Here is a 26167-nt window from a genome sequence, read left to right as displayed (position 1 = left end):
TCGTTCTATTGGTTTACGAGGCCGGCTCGCGCCGGTGCCTCGGCCATGACCGCATGACCTGAGACACCCCCGCCAGAGCCGGCTGAGGCAGCGACGACGTCGCTGCCTTTTTGTTTGCGACGAGCAAGCCGGCTCTCGCCCACGGGCGGCCGGCGAAGGAGAGATCAAAAATGACTGCCCCCGAGGTTCAGCGCGTCCGCGACCAGCGCATCGAGAAGGTCGTCCCGCTGATGAGCCCGGCGCTGCTGCACCACGAGCTGCCGCTCACCTCCGACCTCCATGACACCGTGCTGGCCGGGCGCAAGCAGGTCGAAGACGTGCTGAACGGCCGAGATCAGCGGCTGATCGCGGTCGTCGGCCCGTGTTCGGTGCACGACGTCGCGGCCGCCGGCGAGTACGCCTCGCTGCTGCGCAAACAGGCCGAGCGGCTCAGCGACGACCTGCTGATCGTGATGCGGGTGTACTTCGAGAAGCCGCGCTCCACGGTCGGCTGGAAGGGTCTGATCATGGACCCGGGCCTGGACGGCACCGGCGACGTCGGCACCGGCCTGCGGATCGCCCGCAAGCTGCTGCTCGAGGTGGTCGGCCGGGGCCTGCCGGTGGGTGTCGAGTTCCTCGACCCGATCACCCCGCAGTACATCGCGGACACCGTGGCGTGGGGTGCCATCGGCGCGCGTACGGTCGAGTCGCAGGTGCACCGCCAGCTCGCCTCCGGCCTGTCGATGCCGATCGGCATGAAGAACCGCCCCGACGGCAGCGTCTCCACCGCGGTCGACGCCATCCAGGCCGCCGCGGCGCAGCACGTCTTCCCCGGTATCGACTACTCGGGCACCCCGGCGATCCTGCACACCACCGGCAACCCGGATTGCCACCTGGTGCTGCGTGGCGGCGGCGGCAAGCCGAACTACAGCGCCGCGGATGTCCAGGCGTCGTTGGATCTGCTGCGCAAGGCCGGCGAGCCGGAGCGCCTGGTGATCGACTGCTCGCACGGCAACAGCAACAAGGACCACCTGCGGCAGCCGGTGGTGGCCGAGGACGTGGCCCAGCAGCTGGAAGCCGGGCAGCGCGGGATCAGCGGCGTGATGCTGGAGAGTTTCCTCGAGCCGGGACGGCAGGACCTGGGCGGCGAGCTCACGTACGGGCAGTCGGTCACCGACGCCTGCATGGGCTGGGACACGACCGTGGGTGTGCTGGAGCGGCTGGCCGCGGCGTCGGCGAAGCGCCGCACCGTCTGACTGTTTCGCGTGGGCGGTCCCGGTTCACAGGGGCCGCCCAGCGAGGCCACAAGGGTCCGACAGCGCCTCCGCCGATCGTTGCATGTATGACCTTGTTGTTGCCGCAGGCGCCCGGCGCTGAAGTCCCGGAGGCACCCGCTCCGCCACCGCGCGATCGCACCGGCGCCGCGCGTTACCTCCTCGGTTGTTCGGACGCACCCTGGATCCGCCCGTCCCTCTACGCCCTCCTCGTGCTCACCGCGGTCCTTTACATCTGGGGGCTCGGCGAGTCCGGCTGGGGGAACGCGTTCTATTCCGCCGCAGTCCAGGCCGGGTCGGAGAGCTGGCAAGCCTTCTTCTACGGCTCGTCCGACGCGGCGAACGCCATCACCGTCGACAAGACCCCCGCGTCCCTCTGGATCATGGCGCTCTCGGTACGGATCTTCGGGCTCAGCTCGTGGAGCATCCTGGTGCCGCAGGCGCTGCTCGGCGTCGCCACCACCGGCCTGCTCTACGCCACGGTCCGGCGTGCGTCCGGGCCGGCGGCCGGGCTGCTCGCCGGGGCGGTCTTCGCGCTCACGCCGGTGGCCGTGCTGATGTTCCGCTTCAACAATCCGGATGCCCTGCTGGTCTTCCTCATGGTGGCGGGCGCCTACGCGACGCTGCGCGCCGTCGAGAGCGGCGCCACCAAGTGGATCGTGCTGGCCGGGGTATTCGTCGGTTTCGCGTTCCTCGCCAAGATGCTGCAAGCGCTGCTCGTGGTGCCCGCTTTCGGGCTCGCCTATCTGATCGGCGGGCCGCCGAAGCTGGGCAGACGGATCTGGCAGTTGCTGCTCGCTCTGGGCGCGCTGGTGGTGTCGGCCGGCTGGTACATCGCCATCGTCGAACTGGTGCCGGCGTCGGCGCGGCCGTACATCGGCGGTTCGCAGAACAACAGCCTGCTCGAGCTGACCCTCGGCTACAACGGGCTGGGCCGGCTCAACGGCGACGAGACCGGCAGCGTCGGCAACGCCGGTGGCAACGCCGGCGGCATGTGGGGTGAGGGCGGACCGCTGCGGCTCTTCGAGAGCGGGCAGGGCGGGCAGATCTCGTGGTTGCTCCCGGCGGCGCTGATCGTCCTGGTGGCGGGGCTGGTGATCACGGCTCGGCGGTCGCGGACCGACGTGCAGCGGGCCGGGCTGATCGTCTGGGGCGGCTGGCTGCTGGTCACCGGGTTGATCTTCAGTTCGATGCAGGGGATCTTCCACGCCTACTACACGGTGGCGCTGGCGCCGGCGGTGGGCGCGGTGGTCGCCATGGGCTCGGCGCTGCTCTGGAAGCACCGGGGCAACGTCTTCGCGGCGGCCACCCTCGGTGTGGCGATCGCGGTTACCGCGTGGTGGTCGTACACATTGCTGGGCCGCAGCGCCGACTTCCTGCCCTGGTTGCGCCTTCCGGTGCTGGTGGTCGGCCTTCTGGCGGCGGTCGCGGTGGTCGCGACCTACCGCCTGGCTCAGCGGTTGGCCCTGCTGGTTGCCGCGGTCGCGCTGGGCGCGACGCTGGCAGGACCGGCGGCGTACGCGCTACAGACGGCGTCGGAACCGCACACCGGATCGATCCCGTCCGCCGGGCCGTCGGTGTCCGGTGCCATCGGGGGTGGTCCGGGCGGTGGCCGGGGCGGCACCCGCGGCGGCTTCCCCGGTGGTGGTGGTCGGACCGGAGGCGGCGGCCTCCCCGGAGGCGGCGGCAACGCGGCTCCCCCGGGCGGCACGACGCCGGGTGGCACGGCGCAGGGCGGGACCAACGGCGGTGGCCGGGACGGCGGGGGTGCTCGCGGCGGTGGCATGGGTGGCCTGCTCAACGCCGCCGAGGTCAGTGACGAGATGAAGGCGCTGCTCGAGCAGAACGCCGACCAGTACACCTGGGTCGCGGCCGCGATCGGATCGCAGAGCGCCTCCGGCTATCAGCTGGCCACCGAGGAGCCGGTGATGGCGGTCGGCGGGTTCAACGGCACCGACCCGTCACCCACCCTCGCCCAGTTCCAGCAGTACGTCGCGGACGGCCAGATCCACTACTTCATCGGGGGCGGCGGCTTCGCCCGGAGCGGCGGCAACGGTGGCAGCAGCTACAGCTCGCAGATCAGCGAGTGGGTGGCCGCCAACTTCACCGCCCAGACGGTCGGCAACACCACCGTCTACGACCTGACGGCACCCACCACCTGACGATCCACTTCATCACCCGGCCCGCGCCACCCGGCGCGGGCCGGCCGCCGTTGAGGCGGTGCCGGCCGCGGCGTGCGCTACGTCTGGGTCACGCAGCGTGGTTGGCGGTAGCCGCCGAAGGCGGGGTACGGGTCGGCTGCGGTTGTCCAGCCACTGGGCGTACCAAAGGAATGGCTCTAAGAATGCCCACAGCATCCCCCTAATTGGAGCAAAGCCCAATCCCGGACGTTTGGCGCATGAGCCTTTCGACGCTGCCTTCGCAGGATGCCGAACCGCGCCGCGTCAGCGCGCCGGTTCTCGATGTGGTGGTCCCGGTCTACAACGAGGAGACCGACCTGGAACCGTGCGTGCGCCGGCTGCGCGGGTACCTCGTCGAGCATTTCCCCTACCGGTTCCGGATCACGATCGCGGACAACGCCAGCGTCGACTCCACCGCGACGGTCGCGCGGATGCTCGCCGGCCGGTACCCGGAGGTGGCGGCCGTGCACCTGCCCGAGAAGGGCCGGGGCCGTGCCCTGAAGCATGTCTGGACGCGGTCGGACGCCGCGGTCCTGGCCTACATGGACGTCGATCTCTCGACCGATCTGGGTGCGCTCCTGCCGCTGGTGGCGCCGCTGATCTCCGGCCACTCGGACCTGGCGATCGGCTCCCGGCTGGCCCGCGGGTCACGGGTGGTACGCGGGGCGAAGCGGGAGGTCATCTCGCGGGGTTACAACCTGATCCTGCGCGGCACTCTGGCGGCCCGGTTCTCCGACGCGCAGTGCGGGTTCAAGGCGATCCGGTCCGACGTCGCGGAGCGGTTGCTGCCGATGGTGGAGGACCCCGGCTGGTTCTTCGACACCGAGTTGCTGGTCCTGGCCGAACGCGCCGGCCTGCGCATTCACGAGGTACCGGTCGACTGGGTGGACGATCCGGACAGCCGGGTCGACATCGTGGCGACGGCGCTGGCCGATCTCAAGGGGATCGCCCGGGTGGCCCGGGCGCTGAGCACCGGGCGTCTACCCCTCGCTGCGCTGCGTGAGCAACTCGGACGGAATCCGGCCGGGCTGACCGGCCAGCTGATCCGGTTCGCGGGTGTCGGCGTCGCCAGCACGCTCGCCTATCTGGTGCTTTACGCCCTGTTCCGGGCCGGACTGGGGCCGCAGTGGGCCAATGTCACCGCGCTGCTGGTGACCGCGGTGGCGAACACCGCGGCCAACCGCCGCTTCACCTTCGGGGTACGCGGAACAGGCGGCGCGTGGCGGCATCAGGCGCAGGGGCTGGTGGTGTTCGCCATCGGTCTCGGGCTCACCAGTGGATCGCTGGCGTTGTTGCACTCCGTGACGGCATCGCCCGCCCGGCCCGCGGAGCTCGCCGCGTTGGTGCTCGCCAACCTCTTGGCAACCGCCGTGCGGTTCCTCATGTTGCGCGTCTGGGTCTTCCGATCCTGATCGCAATCGGTCGAATCGCGTCATCGAGTAGCGACTCGCCCGTTGTATCCGTTGCGGGAGACCGCCCTCTCCCGCACGGGTCGGATCGGGCGGAAAAACGGCACACGCGGGCGTATCACAAATGCAATCCAGAGGTAACAATGGGCTCTGATCGGGATAGCTCGCTCTCGATCGATGCTTTGCCGGCGCGGCGGACCGGAGGGTAGCTACATGCTCAGCAAAGAGGACAGTCGGCGGCTGGCACAGCTCGAACGCCAGCTCCAACGGGACGATCCCGACTTTTGCGCCCGGATGGGTGGCGGCAATTTCAGCGTTTCCACGCCTGGCCGCCCGCCTCTGCCTCTGTTCATCGCCGCCGCCGTGATCGCCGTCGCCGCCGTCGCGGTCGGCCTGGCCGGCTGGTGGATCGCCGCGACCGGGTTCGCCGTCTGGGCGACGGTCACGGCAAGTGCGGCCGCTTTCCGAGTGCGACAGGCTCGCAACCGAGTGCGAGATTAGCGTTACGCACCGGAAGAGGAAGGCCCCTGCCGAGCGGCAGGGGCCTTCCTCTTCCGGTGTTACTTGACGATCTTCGTCGTGTAGACCCTGGCGGGCGAGGTGTTACCCACCCTGTCCTCCGCCGCGTAAGTGATCTTCAGAGTGCCCTTCTCGACACCACTGAGCCCGAGGCTCCACACGCCCTTGGCGTTCGGAACCGCGGTGATCACCTCAGCCTTGGCCGCGGCGTCCCGCTCCGAGGTCGCCTTCGCCCACTTGCCACCGGCGAAGTAGTACCACTTGCCGGACCGCTCCTGGACCACCTTCACCTCGACCCCGGCGACACCGGTGCCCAGGTCGTACGCCGTACCGGTCACGGTCTGCCAGGACGACGCCAGGTTGGCCTGACGCGGCTCGGTCAGCCGGACCTCCGGCTTGAAGAGGTCCATCAGGACCGTGACCACGCCCGCCGTGACGGTCTTACCGGCACCGGCCGGGTTCACCGGCGTGACCTTCACCTGGAAGATCCCCGGCTTGGCGTACGCGTGCGACACGGTCGCGCTGCTCGCCGGCGCCGTCGTGGTAACTCCGTCACCCCAGTTGACCTTCAGCTCCGTGGCACCGGTCAGCCCGGTCACGGTGAGGTCGGTCGACTCGGTCTCCCAGATCACCTTCGGGTTGACGGTGAACGCGCCCGCCTGGGCGGCCACCACCACGGTCGACGAGCCCTCGAACGTCGCGGCGCCACTGTTGCCCGCCTTGTCGGTCAGGGTCACCGACACCGGGTAGCTACCCGCCGACGCGTAGGTGTGCGTCGCCGAGGTGGCGTCCGCCGCCAGGGTCTCCGGCGCGCTGCCGTCGCCCCAGTTGACGACCCGGGTGCTCACGTCATCGGCGACGGCCTTCTGGGTGAGCGTCACCGCCTGGCCCGGCCAGAGCGCCGCCGCGTTCAGGGCGTAGGTGCCCGTCGGTGCGGTGGTGTCCTCGACGCCGGGCGTGCTGCGCGGCGTGGTGTCGGCGGTGATCGGCGAGTGCTCGGCGAAGTAGCTGACCAGCATGGTGAGGTCGTTGTCGCCGGTCGTCTTGCGATCGGTGCCCTTGCCGAGCGTGGCGAAGTTGTCACCGCCGGAGGCGAGGAACGAGTTCGACGTCACCCGGTACTTGCCGGCCGGGTCGAGGGTGACCCCGTTCAGCTTGAGCGACGACGCGATGATCTTCGACCCGCGGGGCTTGCTCACGTCGTACGAGTAGGTCAGGCCCTTCGACGAGCCCAGGTGCAGCACCGGCCGGGACGCGCCGTCCGGCTGCCACTGCTCCTCCAGCACCTGCTTGATCTGGGCGCCGGTGAGCGTCTGGGTGACCACGTCGTTCGAGAACGGCTGTACGGCGAAGGCTGCCGAGTAGGTGATCGTGCCGTCGGTGCCGTACTTCAGGTCCGCCCGCAGGCCGCCCGGGTTCATGAAGGCGATCTGCGCACCACCGCGACCGGCGTCGCTGGTCTGGTCCAGCTGCACGTCGGCGATGAAGTTGCCGAGCACCGACTCAGAGCCCCGGTCCTCGTTGCCCGCCGCGTTGTACGCCCGCAGGATGTCCGCGGTGATCTTGCCGAGAGGCTGCTTGCCCAGCTCGGTGGCGGTCTCCTTGGCCTTCGTCACGATCCCGGCAACCGTCGCGTTCGACGGGTAACCGGTGACGTTCAGCAGCTCCGCGGTCGACTTGGTCACCGACTTGGTGGCCGGGTCGTAGGTCAGGACCGACTTGCCGAGCTTCAGGCCGTAGTCGCCGGACTGGAGCACCGGACGGGTCTTGTCGGTGCCGGGCACCGGGACCTGGAACGCGTACGGCTGGTGGGTGTGACCGCTGAAGATCGCGTCGATCTCGGCGCTCACCCGGGTGAAGTCACCGAAGACCGGGTCGGCCGCCAGCGTCTCCGCGGAGGTGATGTTCTCGGTCGCCGCGCCCTCGTGGGCCAGCAGCACCAGCACGTCGGCCTCGCCGTTGGCCGCGTTGCCGTCGGAGAGCTGGGTCGCCAGCGCGTTGGTCTCGGCGATCGGGTCGCGGAACTCCACGCCCGCGATGCCGTCCGGGCTGACCAGCGAGGCGGTCTGCTCGGTCACCACACCGATGTAGCCGACCTTGACGCCGCCCAGGTTCTGCACGTCGTAGCCGGGCAGCACCCGCTCGCCGTTCTTGTAGACGTTGGCGGCCAGGTACGGGAAGTTCGCCCGGGTCTCGACCCGGCCCAGCAGGTCGGCGAGGCCCTTGTCGAACTCGTGGTTGCCGACCGCGGAGACGGCCAGGCCGCCCGCGTTCAGCACGTCGATCGTCGGGTTGTCGTTGTCGATCGCGGAGATGAACGTCGACGCGCCGATGTTGTCACCGGCCGAGATCCAGGCGGTGTTCGGGTTGGCGGCACGCAGCTGGTCGACCATCCCGACGAGCTGAGCGGCGCCACCGTTGCCGGCGGTCGGCGACTCGAGCCGGCCGTGGAAGTCGTTGATGCTGAGCAGCTGCAGGTCGACCGGGCCGGTAGCACCGGTCTCCAGGCCGATGACCACCGGGTCGTGGTCGCTGGAACGGTACGGGTTGGCGGAGTAGAACGGCCCGTAACCGTCGTACTGGTAGGCGAACGACTCGACCGAGTTGATGTTCCAGATGTCGACGCCGGTGACCTTCGCGGCCAGTGCCGGGGTGGCGATCGCGTGGTCCAGAGAGCCGGTCTCGCCGCCGAAGACGTACGAGTACTGACCCGGCTTGTGCAGGTTGGTGAAGCCCTTCCCGTACAGCACCTGGAGCGGGTCCTCCTGGGAGTACGAGTTGAAGTCGCCCAGCAGGATCACGTTGTCGGTGCCGAGGCCCGCGACGAAGGTGGCCAGCGCGTTCGCCTGGCGGACCCGGTCACCGTTGTAGGCGCCCTGTCCGTCACCGGTGTCGACGTTGTCACCGGTCGGCGCCACCGAGGCGCTCTTCGACTTGAAGTGGTTCGCCACCACGGTGAAGTCGGTCGCACCGGCGGTGAAGGTCTGCGCGATCGGCTCGCGGGCGTTGCCCCAGACCGTCTCGTCGTTGACCGACTTCGACGGGCCCTTCGGCGTCACCGCGGCCGGCTTGAAGATGATCGCGCTGGTGATGTAGTCCTGCTCGGTCGCGCCCGGCAGCTCGGCCGGCGACCGCACGTAGTCCCACGTGCCCGCACCGTCGACCTCGTTGAGCGCACCCACCAGCGTCTTCAGCGCCAGCTGCGGGTCGTTGTCCTCGAAGCGGACCGAGTTCTCGATCTCCATGAGCGCGATCACGTCGGCGTCCAGCGCGGTGATCGCCGAGACGATCTTCGCTTCCTGCTTCTCCTTCGCCGCCTCGTCGGTCGCACCGCGCGCCTCGCCACCGAAGTGGACGAAGTAGTTCAGCACGTTGAAGCTGGCCACCCGGATGTCGCCGCCGACGTTCGCCGGCGCGGCCGTACGCGGGTTGCTGTTCTTGAAAGTGCTCAGCTGCGCGGTCGGAGACACCGGCTGCAGACGCCACTCGTTGAAGCCGTAGCTCAGCACGCTCGGGCCGAACGTCTCCACCACGTCGCCGACCCGGACCGGGTCGTCCTTGGTCAGGTACGCCGGGGCCAGACCCGCCGTGGCGAGGTTGGTGGTCCGGGCGTCGTCGATCAGCACTCGGCCGGCCTTGTTGGCGGCCTTCTGCTGGTTCGCGGCGTCACTGCCGGGCCGGGCGACGTCGGTCGGGATCCGGGCCGGGGTGTCGCCGGCGGCCAGGATGATCTCGCCGTACCGGTTGGTGTTGTAGACGTCCGACACGGAGAACGTGCCGAGCGGCGCGACCAGCATGCCCTCGGCCGACTCGCGGGCCGCGTCGTCCAGCGGCAGCGTCAGCGCGACCGGGGTGGGCAGCGTGGTGCCGGTGGCGCAGACCTGCACGTCGGTCTTGGCGCCGATGGTGATCTGGGTGAGCGCGTTGAACTCGCTCACCGCGCCGGTCACCCGGACCAGGTCGCCGACGGCCACCGACGGGTGGTTGGCGGCGGTCGAGGTCAGGTAGACGAAGATGCCGTCGGACGCGGTGCCGGCCGCGACCGGACGGTCCCCGCCGCTGCCCGCGGTCTGGAGGTAGACGCCGTTGTAGCCGCCGGTGCGGTGATCGGCGGTCACCACGCCCTCGACGGTGACCGTCGAGCCGGCCAGGCCGGTCGCCGCCCCGGTGCCCTGCACCTGGGCGATCGTGTGGGTCACCGCGGTGGTGCATCCGGTGCCGGGCTCCTCCGGCTCCTCCGGCTCCTCGGGCTTGGTGTTGATCGTGCCGAAGCTGCTCGCCGCGGCCGCCTGCCAGGTGCCGCCGACCTTCTGCAGCGAGTGGCCGGCCGGGGTGGCCTCGGACTCGGAGACTCCGATGCCGACGCCGGTCGTGCCGGCCGCCGGGCCGTTGGTGGCGGCGAACGTGCCCTCGTACGTGAGGAACTCGGCCACCGTGCCGTCCGGCTTCACCAGCGCGACGCCGTCGGGGGCACCGTTCTGGATGCCGGCGAACGCCTGGACGACCACACCCGCCGCCGGGACGACCCCGGTCAAGGTGGAGGTGCCGTAGCTCTGACCGTTGGACCCGTTGTAGAAGACGACCTGCCAGCCGGTCAGATCGAACCCGGCGGGCGCCTCGATCTCAACGGACTCGCCGCTGTCGGCGCTGGTGTTGTCGTAGTGCAGTTCGCTGAGGAACGGCGTGTCGGTGGCCGCTTGAGCCGGACCGGCGAGAGTGAGACCGAGCGCGGTGGCTACGGCGGTGGCACCCAATGCACGGAGCCCGGTTCGGGCTCTCAACGCTGACTGGGACCACTCGGCCGAACCCACGCTGCGTATGTATGGACGCATCGAGGTAGGTCCTCCGAAGAAAGTAGATCGGCCGGAGCGTAAGTACGCCGGATGACGATCGATTCTCGGGAAGGTAACGGAAAAGCATTGGTCTTCGTAAGATCAGACCTTCATTGTTCGGTTTTGTACGGTGCGGAAATGGAGGTATATCTATTTCTTGCGCGGGCGGGGTCGAAACGGTACCGTTCTGTGATCTTGGAGGCCCGATCTCCACCTCGTCCCGCCGGGAGAGTCGTTCTCGATGCCACGCAAGCTCTGGCCGCTCCAGGTCGGCCTCACGCTTTCCGCCGTCCTCGCCGTGGGCGCGGTCGCCACCCCCGCGGCCGCCGCCAGCTACGGATACGCGACCGCCGGCGCCAGTACGGTCACGTTCAAGGCTGACTACCGCGTCAAGAACAAGGTCGTCGTCACCCGCTCCGGCCGTACCGTGACCATCGACGACCGGGTGGCCGTCCAGCCCGGCAAGGGCTGCAAACAGGTCAAGGGCGACAAGACGAAGGTTCGCTGCAAGACGAGGAACACGCCGAAGAAGGTCGTCGTCAACGTGTACGACCGCAACGACTCGGTGGTCAACAACAGCAACCTGAGGATGGAAGCCTACGGCGGCGAGGGCAGCGACAAGCTCGTCGGCGGTTCCGGTGCGGACATGCTCGACGGCGATCACTACTGCGACACGCTTCGTACCGGCAATGACAAGATCTACGGCCGGGGCGGCAACGACGACCTCTGGGGCCACTACGGCGCGGACTACCTGTCCGGCGGCGACGGCAACGACTGGATCAACGGCGACAGCGACTGCCTTCCCGGCCCGGACGGCACGGGCAACATCAACGTCCCCGACCATTCCGGCAACGACGTCATCTACGGCGGTAACGGCAACGACAGCGTCATCGGCGGTGGCGGCGCCGACAAGGCGTACGGCGGCACCGGCGACGATGACCTGTTCGGCTCGACCGGATCGGACCGCATCGAGGGTGGGCCCGGCAACGACCAGCTCCTCGGCGACCCGAACGACAGCAAAGCCGCGGCGGACGTGCTGCTCGGCGGCTCCGGACGCGACAGCGTGAACTACGGGAGCTACAAGAAGGCGATCGCCGTCGACCTGGACGGCGCGTCCGGCGACGACGGGGTGTCCGGCGAACGCGACACCGTCGGCGCCGACGTCGAGGACGTCATCGGCGGAATCGGCAACGACCGCCTGACCGGCAACGCGTCCGCCAACAGCATCGACGGCCTCGACGGCGCCGACGTCATCCTCGGCGGCGGCGGCAACGACCTGCTCCACGGCTGGGACGGCAACAACAAGATCTACGGCGAGGCCGGCAACGACACCCTGGAAACCTGGAACGGCGTCAGCCTCCTCGACGGCGGCACGAACACCGACCTGTGCGTGGCGAAGCCCGCGGACACCCTGATCTCCTGTGAAGAGCAGAGGCCCTGGTAAACACCCGCTAGCTTTGCTGCCATGACGATCACCGACGCGCCGCTCCGTACCCGCACACCCAAGCGGCGCGTCGTCCTGAACGTCCTGGTCTGGCTATTTCTAACGCCGGGACTCGTCTGGCTGCTGGGACGGGCTTTCGGGCTCGAACGCGGTGTGCTCGTCATGGTGATCGCGTTCACCCCGTACGTCGCCGCCTGCTCCTTGATCCCGTTGCTGATCGCCCTGGCCACCAAGCGGTGGGCGGCCGCCGCGGCGGCCGGCCTGGTCGCCGTCGGCCTGGCCGCGTGCGTCCTGCCGCGTGCCCTGCCGGACTTCGACAAGGGTCCGTCCGAGGGCGTCGAGTTGCGGGTGATGACCGCCAACCTGTGGTTCGGCACGGCGGAACCGGCCGGGCTCATCCGGACGATCCGGGACAACGACATCGCCGTGCTGGCCGTGCAGGAATTCACTCCGGGCGGCGAGGCAGCCCTGCGGGCCGCCGGCATCGCGGAGCTGCTGCCGCACCAGCAACTCGCGGCGGAGGACGGCGCGAGCGGGTCGGGCCTCTACTCCCGCTATCCGCTGACCACCCCAGGGTCGCGCCGCAACGACGGCGGCTTCATGCAGACGTACGCGACGATCCAGGCACCCGACGCCGCCCCGGTGTTCGTGGAGTCGGTGCACCCGTTGGCTCCTGCGCACCCGACGGTGCTCAACGGCTGGAGTGCGGACCTGCGCGAGCAGCTGCCCGCCGACCCGGACAGCACACCGCGCATCCTGCTCGGCGACTTCAACGCGACGCTGGACCACCGGAAGCTGCGGGACCTCATCGACACCGGCTACCGCGATGCGGCGGATGCCGTGGGGAAGGGGTTGGTCGCCAGTTGGGGGCCGTACGACGGGGATCTGATTCCGCCGGTGACGATCGACCATGTGCTGGTGGATGAGCGGATCGGGGTGCGCGATGTTGAGGTGTTCGCGGTGAGTCGCTCTGATCATCGTGCTGTGGTCGCTTCGCTGACCGTCCCGGCCGCCAGCTGATCAAGTCCAGACTTATGGCGCTTCTCAGTAGTAGTAGGCGTGGGCTGTCGTCGGAGCTGTGCCGGCCCGTCGGTATGCGCGCATGATCGCGACTACCACCTGACTGAACAGCCGCTGGTTCACGCTGGCCGCGGTGCCCGACGGCTCGCCCACGGCCGGGTCGTACAAAAGGTCGCCGATCGCATGGCCGCTGTGGTCTGCAGGCCGCATCCTCTGGGTCGCCGTCTCGAACGTCACGAAACCGGTCTGCTGATCGGCCTCCCACCGATAGAGCACCAGCTCACCGGTAACGTCGCCCTCCGCCCAGATGCCGATCGAGGCGGTCATCGCCGGCGCCGCCCATAGTCGACGAGCACGTCAATACCTCCGCTGATAACCGATTCCGTCCCGCGCTGCCGCCATGTACTCGGCCTCGAATCGCTCGTGCCGCAACAGGTCGATGTCGGCCGGATGCGGATCGCCGTCGGCAAGCCGCTGCCATGCTCGGCCATACGCGGGTTGGAGTCGAAACGGGTCACGATGTTGTCGCCGTACAGATCGAGCAAGTGGGCCTCTGGCAGATCGAGGCCCGGCCTCGCCGCCGCGTCCAACACTCGCGCACTGGCCGCATCGGTAGCTGTAATGTCGGACGCGGCCTTGCGCAGGTGCAGCGACGTTTCTCCGAGCGCGTCCACGGCCTCGTTCATGACTCCCACAGCACGGCCGAACAGCGGGTTCAGCAAAGCCGGCAGGAACTGGCAGAGCTGGCCGTATGCCTGGCTCCCCATGGTGACCTCGCTCGCTGCCGCCCGGGCAGTTCATGTACGCGGTCGTCGAGCTCAAGCCGCTGGATCTGGCCGGCGGAACCGACCGTGACTCGGATCGCGCCGTCACGGCCCTCCGCTGCGCCGGTCAGCGCGGCGACCCTCCGCGACAGCTCCACACTGCGGGCCGCTTGTGCGTGTGTTTGTTGTACCCAGGCGTCGAGCCAATCCTCGGCAGCATCGATGCCATCCACGATTCAACTCCCATAGACGTCCTTCGACAGGCTGTCGGGCCGTCACCAACCGGGCTCGGGCTTGGGGCCCAGCCACCCGCCGACCACGAGAGGGAGGAGGAGCGCTCGAGGTCGGGGAGAACTCATCGCCATCCGGCCGGTCGGTCATCGATGTGTCTATACGGCTGACACAGAGCCGACTGTATCCGCCGCTACGAGTCGTACCCTGCAGATGAAGTCCCAGCGGCCGCCCTGCCGCACGGACCTTAAGCGAGGTGCGCTATGTGGCGCGGTCGACGCAACCGTCCGTCGTTCTCGGATGGCCACCGGCGCGGTGGACCGTCGCCTCGTCATCTTCGCCTCGTCGAGCGGGTCTCCACGCGGGAGCTCCATCAGGAGCGCCTCGACAAGACGGTTTTCGGGCACTGCCGGTCGATGGGCATGGGCACGATCCACGGCATCGGCGGATTGATCATCTCGGTCCGGCCTGGAGACGGGATGACGTCGGCCGCCGACACCGCCCTGGCCGTGGCCCGCGAGGAACTGGGACGTAACGCGCGCACCTACTGTCTGCGCGGCGAAGCGGGGGTGGGTCAGCAGCCGGAAATCATCGAGAGTGGCCTGTTCACGTTCGCGTCGTTGACGCGCCTGGCGCGCAGGCACCGTCTATCGACGGTATTTCGCTTCGCGTCGCCCTGGGGTATGGCCGCGATCCTGGCGGTGTCCGTCGCACTGGGAGTCGCTTCGACGATCCTGACCCGGTTGCTGTCACCGCGGAGCGGTCAGCAGTCCGCGCCGGCCGTGACGGACTTCCTGGGCAATCCGGCGTTTCTGCTCACCGCGGGGCTGGCGGCAATCGTCGGCGTGTCGATCAAGTACGTCGGCGAGCGGATCAAGCCGGGCGCGGTGACAGCCGCGCGGCGGCAGCTGATAGCCGACCTTCACGACGCCGAGGAGTCGACGTCCGAGCGGTGGAAAGCCTTCATCAACGACGCGGCATCGAGGCTGGCCCCCGGAAAGGCGCGCCTGATCGTCGTCGACGGCTTCGAGACGCTGGACACGGTGTCGCGGAGGGTCATCCGCGAGTACCTAACGACACCGCATGATGGCTCAGGCCCGGCCGACGTATGGATCGTGTTCGAGGGCAGCTACTCGCCGGAACTCCGGACCTCCGCGCTCGCCTCCTGGACGGGATCCTCATCTCCGCTACGAAAGATGCAGGTCTACGATCTGTTGCCCTTGACGGCGCAGGAGCGGGAGCGGCTTGCCCTGCGCCTCGGGCATCCCGAGCGTGCCTCCTATACGACGGTCCGGGCGATCTGCGCGCCGGACACCCTTCCCGACCAGGCCATCCTCGACGAGGTGGACCGCTATCGAAACCGACAACCCGCGGTGCCCGGGGACTACGACGCGCTCGACCTGTTCTATCTGCTCGCCGTGGCCGCCATTCCCGATGGTGGTCTGCGGCTCTCCCGTGACTTCCTAGCGAAGAGGTTGTCGGATTCCGCGGGCACGCACGCCATCGTGTTCCAGTCGATCTTCTCGACCCGCCCGATGTGGGAGGACGTCAACATCAGGATCGCCGAGCTCGTCGAGCACCTGAGCCTCCTGCTCAATGTCGCCGACGACGGCACCGTGGCGGTGGATCTCGAGGTGGCGGATCTCGTCGTGCGGGAACGGCACCGCTGGGCCCTTCCCGAGCCCGGGCTCGTGCAGTTGTTCTGGGCCCTGTTGTGGTGGCGATGGCTCGCCGGTCGTGATCCGAACCAACCCTTCTGGGTGCATCGCCTCGCCGGGCACATCGTCCGGAGCGCCGCGCCCGGCAAGCTTCGCAACCTCCCGGAGGACGACGTCGTATCGGTCCACCAGGAGTTGCTGTCCGCGTCGCTCGGCATGGCGGCGGCCTCGATGGAGACCTGCCTCATGACGCAGGTGCCTGCTCTCCTCGACCGGGTCGCCTACCAGCTCGATCCCCGGTCCGGCGACGAGAGCGGGCAACTGAGCCGGGCGCTGGAGCTCGGCTGGTTCGCCTGGGCCGCGACCGGTGATCCCGCGGTGCTCCGGCGATGTGTCGAGATGGCTCCGGAGCGACCAAACGACAGCGTCACGATCTCCGAGATAAACAGTTTGTACGTAGAGACCCTCCCCGGACTCGGGCCGGACGACAGGCGCCGCGCGGAGGCGAGTCTGGCGATCAGCGAACAGGGTGGTAGCGCGCTGAGCGGCTGGCAGCGCATGTACATCGCATGGCTGCTTCTCAACCTCGCCAAGGCGACGGCGCTCAAGAGCTGGGTCGGTCCCGTGATGCGGGTGGCGGAGCACGGGATCACCGCCACTCGATGGCTTCGTGAGGTGGCGTATGACGACTATGGGAACGAAGCCGGTGACGGTGGTCCGGGCCAGGCCATCCGCCTGATGGCGATGGCAGACGCGGCCTGGGTGCTGGCGTGCAGCCATGTGCACTGGCTCAGATCGGACCCTCTCCAGTCGCAGCTCGCGAAGTTCCAAGAATTGGTGAGCACGTCGGATTTCAAGGACGCGCTGGTGGCCGCGATAGACGCCAGCGACGTCACGGCGTTCGGGACGAGTCTGGCGGGGGCGAAGGATCTGCTGGAGATGCTTCCGGAGATCGAGGCAGGGCTGGCCGATCCCGAGCGCGGCCGGGAGGTCAGGCAGGCGGCCGGGGAGATGCTCAGCGGAATCGTGGACGAGGCGGAGAGCACCCTCGCCGAGACGAGGGCGAGCAACGAATTCCTCCGGGAGTGTGCTGCCAAGCAAGCGCTGGTGGTCGCGGCCGCAGCCACCAATCTGATGGCCGGCTTCGCCACCGATGCGGCGCTGATCGATCTGACCGGCCGCTGCTTGGGCATCCTCGGAGCCGGCGGGACCGGCCCAGAGGTCTTGGACGAGGCCGCGACACATCCCATCATCGAGCGTTATCTGCAGATCGTCCCGGTCGCCTGGCGGGCGTTCGGCATGGAGGCCCTGAGCTCGCTGGCAGAGATGCGCCGGATGGAATATCACCTCATCCACATGGCGACCCACGGGACCGTCAACCAGCTACGCGACGCGTCCGAGGCCTTCGCGTCCGGCGCGGTGCAGCGCGGATGCGCCGGCGTGACCGCCTGCCTCGTCGCGTCCGCGTCGAGCGAGGCCAGTGACGAGGTCGCGGCTCGGCACATCGTCCGGGCGGCGGAATGTTGCGCCAACGAGGATCTGGGCTCGGTACTGACCGCGGATCTGTGCCTCCTTGCGGTCGCCGCCGCCCACGCCTACAGCGTCGACCTGTCGCTGCCTATCGAATACCTCCTCGAGGCGTCCGGCGAGGACGGATCGGCCGGAGCGCTGCCTGACCTCCTCGACCGGGCGGACGACGCCGTATTCGGTCAGCTGGCCCGCGGTCTCCTGAACGCGACCGACGCGGTGGCGGACACCGAGCAGGCGAGGAGCGTTCTACGTCACGTCGAGGAACGGGCGCGCCGCATCGACGACGCGGACGCGGCGCAGGACATCCGGCGACGGGTGGAGATCTACCAGCTCAAGGCCGCGATACGGTCGGACCGGAGCGTGGACGTACCCTCACTGATAGACCGGTGGCGCGCACAACCCGACGTGCCCGAGTACGCCTACCTGCTCTACCTCCTGCTGGACGCGGACTCGCCGCACGCGGAGCTGCTGTCCACCGAGGCGATGCGGGCGCTTCCGCACGGCGACGGCTCCGACAGCGCGTACCCGCTGCTGGCGACGCAGATGCTGAGAATCGCGGACGATCTGGACCTCGGACCGGAGCAGCGATCGCTGGCCGCCCGTGTGCTCGTCGACGCCCTCCCGGTGTGGGAACAGGAGCTCGGCGTGGACGCGTCGATCGCCATGCTGGAGGAGCTGGTCAAGCATGATCCCGAGCAGGCCGACTACCGGTCCCGGCTCGCGAGGAGAAAGACGATCAAGTTGTCTAACGATCAGCTCAAGCTCGCGGAATGGCGACGCCAGCGCGCCTACTTCCGGGAGTTCAGCTACTACGTCTCGACACTCGCCTTCTACGGGCTGCCGATCACCTCGGACGCACCCACCGGAGACCACATCATCGCGCGATGGAAAGCGGAGGGCGGCGTCGTGCCCGACGCTTTCGTGGAGGACGAGTCCGGCCGCCGGGTCTCGCTGCGATTCGTGGTGATCGGACGGAAGCTGCACTCACCGCCCGCGGACTCCGATGCGACGCTCAGCTCGGAGCGGGCCGCATTCAACGCCGCGGCCCACAGCGCCCTCCTGACTTTGCTGCACGAGCTGTCGTCACTTCCGGACGTCCCCGAGGCCATTCGGGAGCTCCTTCTCCGGCAGAGATCGTCGTTGCGGAAACCCACGCTTCCCCGCCAGACGGATGGCAGGACGCCACGGACGCCCCTTAACGCCCGGGCTCCGCGAGACCGCTGAGCCCGGGCCGCCGCGCGGAAGCGCGTCACAGCAGGGTAGGTATCCATAGGGCGGTAATGGAGATTAGGGCTGATTCCGGGCTGATCCTCGGTCAGAATCGGTCGGCTGACCATGCGTTTCAGCTTCGCGCGGGCCACGTACCTCACCGGCACGTCCGGTGACAGCGCCGCCTACACGACATATGGCGCCTGGAAGTACTTCACCTTCACACCAAGTAGCGGCCGAAGGGCGTCGCTAGTTCCGACGTCGCGTCAGGTGCACGACCACCTCATCGCCGTCGGTCTTGCCGATCGCCTTGCGCACCGCGCCGTTGACCGGCAACTTGTGCGTGCCGTCGCCGAGCGCCATGAAGGCACCCTCGAACGGCACGCCGTCCACAGTGCCGGCGACCTTGACGAGACCCCGGGTGCCGAAGATCTCGGCCGAGCCCGGCAGCTTGACGCAGGTCCAGGTGTCCCCCTCGCTGATCTTGCCGAGGGTCGCGGTAAAGGTGATGTCGAGTGGTCCGGCAGCCATGGCGGATCCTTTCGGGTCGGTCCGACATCGGGAGGAGGGTCAGGCGAAGGCACCGACGATGGCGCCGATGGCGAGCAACTTGATCAACCAGTCGGTGACATGCAGGGCCGCGGTCCGAACCGGGACGTTCTCCCAGACGACCGAGCCCGTCAGCAGAACGACCGGCAGGACCCAGAGTGCCAGGCCCAGCAACGCGCCGGCGGCCGGGCCTGACCAGGCGCCGGCGAACAGCAGGCCGGTGACCAGCGTGGCGGTGACCGCACTCCGGAGCACCTCGACGAGGAGCTGCCACACCCGAGGGCGCACGGGCGGGGTTTCCACTGTGGCCGGCGCTGCTGGTGCGACCGCGTAGAACACGAAGCTGATGATGAAGGCGACCACCGTCGCGATCAGGATTCCCACGACATCCATGGCCTGGTTCTCCTTTTAGTACCCATCAGTTCTATTGCGACCAGCATAGGAGCGCGTTTAAAGTACTGTCAAGTACTCAAACTGGAGGTCGGCCATCCCCGAGTCACCCGCACGCCGACGTGGACGTCCCAGCGGCAGCCGCGGCGCTGAACTGCTGGGCGTCGCCCGCGAGTTGTTCCTCGAGCACGGATTCGCGGCCACGACCATGGATACCGTCGCCGCCGCGGCCCGCATCTCCAAGGCGTCGCTCTATGCACAGCACCCGTCCAAGGACGCGCTCTACGCCGCGGTGGTCGTCGACTGGGCGAGCCGAGGACGGGACGCGATGCGGCCGCACCTCGACGCGCTACTCGCCGCGGAGGACCTGCCGGCCGCGCTCGGCCGCTTCGGGCGCACACTGCAGGCGGCGGTGCTGAGCCCGGGTGTGCTGCGCATGCGGCGGCTGGTCGCAGCCGAGGCGGACCGGCATCCCGAGGTGACCGCCCGCTACGTCGCCGAGAGCTGGGACCGCAACATCGCCGCCCTCGCCGCCGCCCTCGCCGAGCTGGCCGACCGTGGCAGTCTCCGCGTGGACGACCCGGCCGTTGCGGCGCAGCAGTTCACCTGGCTGTTGCTCGGCGCGGCGCTGAACGATTACACCTTGCGCGGCGACGCCACACCACCGCACGACCTGACCGCCACCGCCGACGCCGCCACCGCCACCTTCCTCGCCCGCTACGGCCCCCGAGGTCACTCCATGCTGGCAAGGTCATCGCCCCGTGGAGTGCGGTAGTAGAGGACCATACGGCCGGTACGCCGGCGCTGGACCAACCCCGCGTCGCGCAGGACTTTCAGGTGTCCGCCGACCGTACCTAGGCCGTACCCGGTGACTGCGCACAGTTGGCTCGGCGTCTTCGATGTGTGCAGCTGCATCAGCACGACCGCGCGCACCGGCCCGAGTAGCCGGCTCAGTGCCGACGGTGCGACCGTTGCGGCCGGATCGGCGAGGAAGCCCGCGCACGGGTAGACCACGACGTACCGGTGCGGCGTGTCCAAACAGAGCCAGCCATCGCGGGACATCGTCGGGATGAAGGTGAGCCGTGCGTCGGTCAAGTCGACCGGCGCATGGTCGTACGCGTTGACCTGCAGTCTTCCCTCACCGGCCCAGCGCATGTCCGGCCGCATACCAAGGAGCGCGGCCGCCCAGCCGCCGCTGGCGAGCTGGTGGGAGCGAGCGACGACATCCGCCTCCAGCAGCCGTCGCCGGTGCGGCCAGTCCTGGCACAGCGCCAGCTCCCACACCCACGTGAGGAAGTCGGCCGTGCGGTCGATCAGGTGCGGCCCATCGAGTATGTCTGGAACCGGTACGCCCTCGGCGTGCAGCTGGGCTCGGGCCTCGTCCGGCGCGGTGGCGTGCAGCCGGGCCAGGTCGCCCGCGAAGGAGCCGTCCGCGTCGTCCGGTGGCGTGACGAGAAAGTCGGCCACCCAGCGCGGGCGCAGTGTGGCGGTGGTCAGCGCGGCGGCGAACGGGTCGTCGCGGAGTCGTTTCCGGTACGCGGGCGCATGCGCGTCGAGCCAGGGCCGCTGTACCGGATGCAAGCCCTTGCCCGCGAACGCCTTCATCGCCGCAACGGTCTCGATCAGCGGGGAGACAGCGAACCGACTTGACGCCAGCACGTCGGCGCCGACCAGCCAAACTCCCACACGTACCCCTTGCGGTGTGATGTTTCGTGTAGAGACGAAAAGCTGGGCCGAAACGTGGACCGGCACCAGACTCCTGCCCGTGCCAACTTATCCAGACCGCCTCAGGAACCTGGCCGCCGATGCGAAGTGAGCGCACGCGTTGGCTGATTCTCGTCGTCGGCATGCTGGCGATGATCGCCGGCAGCACATTCCAGTACGGACTCGCCTACTTGATCCCGGCATTCCTGGATCAGGGCCTGTCCCTGGAACGGATCGGTTTCCTGGTCGCCTGCCCCACCGTCGGTGTGATGTGCACGCTCATCGCCTGGGGCGCCGCGGCTGACCGGTGGGGCGAGCGTGTCGTGTTGTCCACCGGCCTCGGGCTCGCCGGCCTGGTCCTCGTTGCCGCCCAGTGGGCGCATGGCCCGACGAGCCTTGCTGTGTGCTTCGTGGTGGCCGGCGCGGCCGGCGGCTCGGTTCTGGCAAGCGGTCGGCTCATCCTTGGCTGGTTCGCCCGGCACGAGCGTGCCCTGGCGATGGGCCTCAGACAGAGTGCGGGGCCGATGGGCCTAGCCCTGGCCGCGGCCACGCTGCCCGCTCTCGCGGCCGGCGGCACCCGTACGCCGCTGTTGTTTCTTGCCACGCTGTTCCTGGCGGCAGCGACCGCGGCCCTCGTGTTCGTACGCGATCCAGACCTCGAACCGCCTCCCGCCGGCCCCGTTCAGAAGTCGGCCGCGGCGTCGCCGTATCGCAGTTCCGGCCTGTGGCGCATTCATGCTGCGAGCGCACTTCTCGTGATCCCGCAGTTCACGATCACCACGTTCGCGCTCGTGTTTCTCACCGACGAGCGTGGCTGGGCTCCGCTCGCCGCCGGGCACCTGCTGGCCGGCGCGCAAGTGTGCGGCGCTCTCAGCCGCCTCGGGGCGGGCTACTGGTCAGATCGCATCAACAGCCGGCTCAAGCCCATGCGAATCATCGCGGTCACCACCGGTGTCGGAATGCTCGCGCTGGCCGCCGCGGCGGCGGCCAGCTCGAGCCTGGCCGTACCCGTCCTGCTGTTCCTCGCAGTGGTGGCGGTGAGCAGCAACGGCCTGTCCTTCACCGCCGTTGCCGAATACGCCGGATCCGCGTGGGCCGGCCGCGCCCTGGGCATCCAGACCACCGGCCAGAACGTGCTGACGGCAGCCACCCCGCCGATGCTGGCCCTGGCGATCGGAGCCGTGAGCTTCGCACCAAGCTTCGCCGCGGTAGCGGTGTTTCCCCTCCTTGCGGCGATGCTGGTGCCGGTCGCGGCCGAGCGGACCGCGATCGCCGGCCAGGCCGATCAGGGCGACCCAAGAGCCGAGACAGCGCAGGACATCCGGCCGTAGATCGGCTCACTGCGGCGGCATCGGCCGCTCGATAGGCAGGGCTGAGCCGCCTTTCACCGGAATCGTGTCGGTGGTCGCCGGTAGCCTACGGCCCATGACCACGGGGATCCAGGAGGTCGTCTATCGGCGGCCCTCGGCGCTGGCCGACGACGGGCTGACACTTGAGACGACCGGGCGGCCGGCCTCCTACTTCACGGGCTTCCTCACTGCCGCACGGCCAGCCGCGATGTGTCTGGCCACGCTGGCCGACGTCGCCGCCGCCGACTTCCGGCAGGAGCAGATCGGTACGCGCGGGCTACGCGATCCGGTGGTGACCTGTGGCGGCGAGCGGCTGCGGTTCGAGGCGCTGTCGGGCTGCTGCGGCGTCTACGCCCGCCTGGATGTGCTGCCGGCCGCGCTGGATGGCGAGGTCCACGCGCGGGGCACGACCAACGTCGACATCAACCCGCCGCTCTATACCGCCCTGACCCGGGTCGGCGGCGGCGATCCGCTGCGGTTGACGGTCGGGCCGGACGAACTAGCCGTCACCACTTTGGACACGCACGTCGTCGAGAAGCGCGTTCCGCTGCCCGAGCGCTGGCTGCGCGGCCTGGCCGAGGCCGGCTTCCTCGCTGCCGGGTTCGACCTGCGCGCGGAGGTTCCCGGCGGGCAGGCGGCGGCGCTGCTGCACCGGCTGCCCGCCAACCGTGGCGATGATCGCTGGCTAGTGCCGGCCGGGCGCTCGGTGCGTGCTACCACCGCCGCGGCGCCTGGTGCGGTGTGCTTGGCGGGTGCGCACCGGCTCAGCCTCTTCCGGCCGTTGCTGCCGTTCACCCGCACCTTGCGGCTCTACGGGCCTCCGGTGGCTGCGGGCAGCGGGCCGGTCGCGAGCGGCTGGGAGTTCGACCTGGGCGCGGTCCGGTTCTCCGTGCTGCTGTCGCCGGGGGTGTTCCGTGGCCTGTCCGGTGAGGGTGGCCTGCTGCCGTACCTCGAAGAGGCTGACGCGCTCGCCGACCAGCTCGGCTGGGGTGGCACGGTCGACCCTGCCGAGCTGGCGGCGGCCGCGGGGTTGTCACGTGAGCAGGTCCGTGGGGCGCTCGCAGCGCTGGCCACCTCCGGCAAGGTGGGTTACGACTGGTCCGAGGCCGCCTGGTTCCACCGTGAACTGCCCTACCGGCCGGACCTGCTGACCGCCCTCCAACCCCGGCATGTGGCGGCCCGCGCACTCGTTGCCGCCGGCGAGGTTCGCTCGGCTGCGGGCGGCTACCAGGTCGGCACCCGGCTCGTTCACCGCGCTGCCGACGACACATGGGGCTGCACCTGCCCGTGGTGGACCGAACGTTACGGCCGGCGCGGGCCGTGCAAGCACATCCTCGCCGTGTCCCTGCTCGCTGCGGGCGGCCCGGCATGAGCGCGCCCACCTTCGAGCAACTGGTCTCGTGGATCGAGGCCGGCCGCCTCGATCAGGTGACCGACGCGTTGGTGGCTGCGACCGAGTCCGAGCGGCGCGCGCTCGCGCCCCAGTTGAAGGCGTACCAGCCGACGCGGCCTGCCTTTCCCAGCTACGAGTCCCACTCCATCGACCCGATGGAGGCCTACAGGCAGCACGAGCGGGGTCGGCGGCGGTACGAGACGCTGGTGCGAGATCGGGAGGGCGCGTTGCGGGTGGCGGGCGCGGCGTGCCTGCCGCGCGCCGCCGACGTCGTGGCCTGGCTGCGCTCCGACCGGTTCTGGGAGACGCCGTCGCCCGCGGCGGTGGACGCGCTGGTACTGGTGCTGTCGGAGCAGGGTCGCCCGGCGCTGCCGAGCGTCGCTCAGCAACTCGCGGACCGGTTGCGGCCGGCGCAGGCCGATCGGCAGTGGCCGCTGGTCAGCGGGTTGCTGACCGCGGCCGGGCTGACCCCGCCCACGACCGAGGCGGTCGTGCGAGGCTGGATCCGCGAGATCGGCAGGGGCCAGATCGCCGGACGTCTACGGGCGCACCCGCACACTGATGTGCTGCTGCCGCACGTGTTCCGCATCCCGCGGGTGGCCGCCGACCTGGGCGAGGAATGGCCGCCCGCGCTGGCCCGGCTCGTCGCCGACGGCGACTACCCGCGCGCCGACCTGCTCGCCGACGTCCTGCTGCGGCTGCGCGCCGGCGATCGCCCCGGCGCCGTCCGCGTCGTCGTGCAGCTGCACCGGTCACTGGCGCCCACCACAGCCGAGTACGCCGAGCACCGCCAGGAATACCTCGGCATGCTGTCGTCGCCCCAGGTGGCCGTCGCTGACCTGGCGCTCACCGCGTTGCGGGCCGTCGACGACACCGACGGGCTCCCCGCCGACGCGATCGCGGAGGCCGCCTATGCGGTGCTGCCCCGGCCCGAGAAGAAGCTGGTCCGGGCGGTGCTCGACTGGCTCGACGCGGCCCTGCCCCGCACCGGCGACCCCCAGCTGTTCGCCGCGCTGACCGCCGGGCTCAGCAACGACGCGATCGACCTCGCCGAGCGGGCACTCAAGCTGACCGCCCGGCACCTGCCGACATTCGGCGACGAGGGACGCACGATGCTGCGCGACGCCGCCGACGCTCTCGACGGCGACCTGCGACGCCAGGCCGACGCGCTGCTCGGCGGTACGCCGGTGGGCACTCCCGGCGCTGCCGTGGACACGGGCGCACCGCGGCCCGCCCCGGTACCACCGCCGGCGCCCATGCCGCCGCCGATCGCGTCGGTCGCCGAGCTGACCGCCGCCGCGGCGACCTTGATGCGCACCCGCGACGATCCCATCCTGTTCGAACGGTTCGTCGCCGCCCTGCCGGTGCTCGTCCGAGCCGACCGGTCCGCCGTGGCGGCGACTCTGACACCGCTGATCCCGGAGTACTGGACTGACTCATTCGTGCTGATGATGCAGTCGGCGGTCACCGGGCGCCGACAGAAATACGCGCCCAACGAGTACGAGCGCAACCCGGCCCGCCCGTCGCTTCTCACCGCTCAACGCTGCATCGAGCTGGCCGGACAGCTTGCAGGGGAACCCCCCGCCGCGCTGCTCGCCACGCCGGCGACCGTCGACGGGCACGTCGACCCGGCGCGCGTACTCGAGCTTCTCGCCAAGGCCGAGGCCGCCGGCACCCAGCCCGGCCCGCACGATCTCACTCAGGCGCTGCTGCGCCTGCCCCGCACGATCAGCCCCGAGATCGCCGCGGCCGCCGCCCGCCTCAACTCTCCCACCGGACGCGCGTTCGCACGCTGGATCACCGGGGGGATGCTCGCCGACCCAGACGTCAGCGTGGTGGGCGTACAGCAGAAGAAATGCCGGCACGGCTATCAGCCCGACGGTGGGTACATGCCCTGCTCGTGCAACTCCACGGCCTCGCACCGGCGCACCGTCACGTTCCCGCCACTGGCGCACCCGGATCTCCCGCTCGCGCCCGAGCTGCTCAGCCGCCCGCCGGAACACGCCTACGCCCAGGCGTACGGATACCACCACTACACGCTGAGCCTGGCGTCCTGGCCGTTGGCCTTCCCCAGCCATCGCGAGCTGGTCGCCGCATACGTGCAGCCGCTGCTCGCCCCGGCCGCCGACGGCAACGTCCGCGGCGGCGGCGACCTCCTGCCCGCCCTGGCCCGCGCATCCGGCCCGCTCGGCCCGGCGTTCGCACTCTGCCTCGCTTACGGCCTCACCGCCGGTCGACCCGCCGAACGGCTCGCCGCCACCGACGCGTTCGTGCTCACCGCCGCACGCGACGACCTCGACGGCGCCGACCTCGGAACGCTGGTGGGCCACGAGCTCGCCGCCCTGCATGACGCCGGCGTGCTCGTGCTGCGCCGAGTCGCCGAGGCCTTGACCGGTGCTCTGCGCGCAGGTGCCGCGGCCGAGGTATGGGCCGCGGCCCGCGCCCTCGTGCCCGCCGCGCTTACGGCGAGCGCGGGCGGACCTGACCTGCTGGCACTCGCCACCGCCGCCGCCTCAGCGGTCGGAGCACGCGAGGCCATTCCCGAAGTCGAGAAAGTCGCCGCTCGCGGCGGTCGTACCCGCATGGTCACTGAGGCCGGCCGGCTCGCCCGCACCCTCGCGGCGCCGAAATGACAGCAGCTCAGGCGCAACATCCGCTCAACGTAATGACCACCGGGCCCTTGGCATCGAACTCGAATCCGGCACGCGGCCGAAGGCACGCGTCTGGACACCC

At 69.7% G+C, this 26167-nt stretch carries 17 protein-coding genes; 11 read left to right on the top strand and 6 right to left on the bottom strand.

Annotated elements, in window-relative coordinates:
- Positions 1-170 precede the first annotated feature (170 nt).
- The 4 genes from I4J89_RS41025 to I4J89_RS41010 all read left to right on the top strand — a co-directional run bounded on the left by I4J89_RS41025 (position 171) and on the right by I4J89_RS41010 (position 5343).
- Positions 171-1235, top strand: a complete 1065-nt coding sequence (locus I4J89_RS41025; protein WP_196419620.1) for a 3-deoxy-7-phosphoheptulonate synthase — start codon at positions 171-173, stop codon at positions 1233-1235.
- An 86-nt stretch (positions 1236-1321) separates the two neighbouring features.
- On the top strand, positions 1322-3415 hold the full coding sequence (locus I4J89_RS41020) for an ArnT family glycosyltransferase (RefSeq protein WP_196419619.1): 2094 nt from the start codon (positions 1322-1324) through the stop codon (positions 3413-3415).
- 236 nt (positions 3416-3651) lie between these two features.
- On the top strand, positions 3652-4845 hold the full coding sequence (locus tag I4J89_RS41015; protein ID WP_196419618.1) for a bifunctional glycosyltransferase family 2/GtrA family protein: 1194 nt from the start codon (positions 3652-3654) through the stop codon (positions 4843-4845).
- A gap of 210 nt (positions 4846-5055) precedes the next feature.
- Positions 5056-5343 (top strand): DUF3040 domain-containing protein, encoded by a 288-nt coding sequence (locus I4J89_RS41010; protein ID WP_196419617.1) that lies wholly within the window; start codon positions 5056-5058, stop codon positions 5341-5343.
- Positions 5344-5402: 59 nt separating this feature from the next.
- On the opposite strand, the gene I4J89_RS41005 is transcribed toward I4J89_RS41010, so the two are convergent.
- Positions 5403-10115 carry an ExeM/NucH family extracellular endonuclease gene (locus I4J89_RS41005; RefSeq protein WP_230860459.1) on the bottom strand — a complete coding sequence of 1571 codons (4713 nt, stop codon included), beginning with the start codon at positions 10113-10115 and terminating at the stop codon, positions 5403-5405.
- A gap of 319 nt (positions 10116-10434) precedes the next feature.
- Here I4J89_RS41005 and I4J89_RS41000 point away from each other — a divergent pair, with 319 nt between their 5' ends.
- Both I4J89_RS41000 and I4J89_RS40995 read left to right on the top strand, forming a co-directional pair.
- Positions 10435-11637 (top strand): calcium-binding protein, encoded by a 1203-nt coding sequence (locus I4J89_RS41000; protein ID WP_196419615.1) that lies wholly within the window; start codon positions 10435-10437, stop codon positions 11635-11637.
- A gap of 21 nt (positions 11638-11658) precedes the next feature.
- Entirely contained in the window at positions 11659-12657 is a 999-nt protein-coding gene (locus I4J89_RS40995) for an endonuclease/exonuclease/phosphatase family protein (protein WP_196419614.1), read from the top strand.
- Between the two features lie 24 nt (positions 12658-12681).
- Here I4J89_RS40995 and I4J89_RS40990 read toward each other — a convergent pair whose 3' ends face one another.
- Together I4J89_RS40990 and I4J89_RS40985 are read right to left on the bottom strand one after the other, a co-directional pair.
- Positions 12682-12984: a hypothetical protein gene (locus I4J89_RS40990; RefSeq protein ID WP_196419613.1), complete on the bottom strand. Its 303-nt coding sequence runs from the start codon at positions 12982-12984 to the stop codon at positions 12682-12684.
- Positions 12981-13424 (bottom strand): hypothetical protein, encoded by a 444-nt coding sequence (locus I4J89_RS40985; RefSeq protein ID WP_196419612.1) that lies wholly within the window; start codon positions 13422-13424, stop codon positions 12981-12983. The genes I4J89_RS40990 and I4J89_RS40985 overlap by 4 nt, the downstream gene beginning before the upstream one ends.
- 650 nt (positions 13425-14074) lie before the next feature.
- Here I4J89_RS40985 and I4J89_RS40980 point away from each other — a divergent pair.
- Positions 14075-18064 (top strand): hypothetical protein, encoded by a 3990-nt coding sequence (locus I4J89_RS40980; RefSeq protein WP_196419611.1) that lies wholly within the window; start codon positions 14075-14077, stop codon positions 18062-18064.
- A 234-nt stretch (positions 18065-18298) separates the two neighbouring features.
- On the opposite strand, the gene I4J89_RS40975 is transcribed toward I4J89_RS40980, so the two are convergent.
- Together I4J89_RS40975 and I4J89_RS40970 are read right to left on the bottom strand one after the other, a co-directional pair.
- Positions 18299-18580, bottom strand: a complete 282-nt coding sequence (locus I4J89_RS40975) for a DUF1905 domain-containing protein (protein WP_196419610.1) — start codon at positions 18578-18580, stop codon at positions 18299-18301.
- Positions 18581-18619: 39 nt separating this feature from the next.
- Positions 18620-18991 carry a DUF1761 family protein gene (locus tag I4J89_RS40970; protein WP_196419609.1) on the bottom strand — a complete coding sequence of 124 codons (372 nt, stop codon included), beginning with the start codon at positions 18989-18991 and terminating at the stop codon, positions 18620-18622.
- A 94-nt stretch (positions 18992-19085) separates the two neighbouring features.
- Here I4J89_RS40970 and I4J89_RS40965 point away from each other — a divergent pair, with 94 nt between their 5' ends.
- The gene (locus I4J89_RS40965; RefSeq protein ID WP_309238699.1) at positions 19086-19763 is read left to right on the top strand and encodes a TetR/AcrR family transcriptional regulator; all 678 of its coding nucleotides are present in this window, start codon (positions 19086-19088) and stop codon (positions 19761-19763) included.
- Here the strand turns inward: I4J89_RS40965 and I4J89_RS40960 are convergent.
- Positions 19721-20674 carry a winged helix-turn-helix domain-containing protein gene (locus tag I4J89_RS40960; protein WP_196419608.1) on the bottom strand — a complete coding sequence of 318 codons (954 nt, stop codon included), beginning with the start codon at positions 20672-20674 and terminating at the stop codon, positions 19721-19723. The two genes, I4J89_RS40965 and I4J89_RS40960, sit on opposite strands and share 43 nt — an antisense overlap.
- Positions 20675-20793: 119 nt before the next feature.
- On the opposite strand from I4J89_RS40960, the gene I4J89_RS40955 reads away from it, so the two are divergent.
- The 3 genes from I4J89_RS40955 to I4J89_RS40945 all read left to right on the top strand — a co-directional run bounded on the left by I4J89_RS40955 (position 20794) and on the right by I4J89_RS40945 (position 26067).
- Entirely contained in the window at positions 20794-22023 is a 1230-nt protein-coding gene (locus I4J89_RS40955; RefSeq protein WP_196419607.1) for an MFS transporter, read from the top strand.
- 94 nt (positions 22024-22117) lie between these two features.
- Positions 22118-23413: an SWIM zinc finger family protein gene (locus I4J89_RS40950; protein WP_196419606.1), complete on the top strand. Its 1296-nt coding sequence runs from the start codon at positions 22118-22120 to the stop codon at positions 23411-23413.
- Positions 23410-26067 carry a hypothetical protein gene (locus I4J89_RS40945; RefSeq protein WP_196419605.1) on the top strand — a complete coding sequence of 886 codons (2658 nt, stop codon included), beginning with the start codon at positions 23410-23412 and terminating at the stop codon, positions 26065-26067. Before I4J89_RS40950 ends, I4J89_RS40945 begins: the two co-directional genes overlap by 4 nt.
- The last annotated feature ends 100 nt before the right edge of the window (positions 26068-26167 follow it).

The sequence above is a fragment of the Actinoplanes aureus genome (genome assembly GCF_015704865.1).
In the GTDB taxonomy this organism is placed as follows: domain Bacteria; phylum Actinomycetota; class Actinomycetes; order Mycobacteriales; family Micromonosporaceae; genus Actinoplanes; species Actinoplanes aureus.
This window is presented reverse-complemented; position numbering and strand designations above follow the sequence as displayed.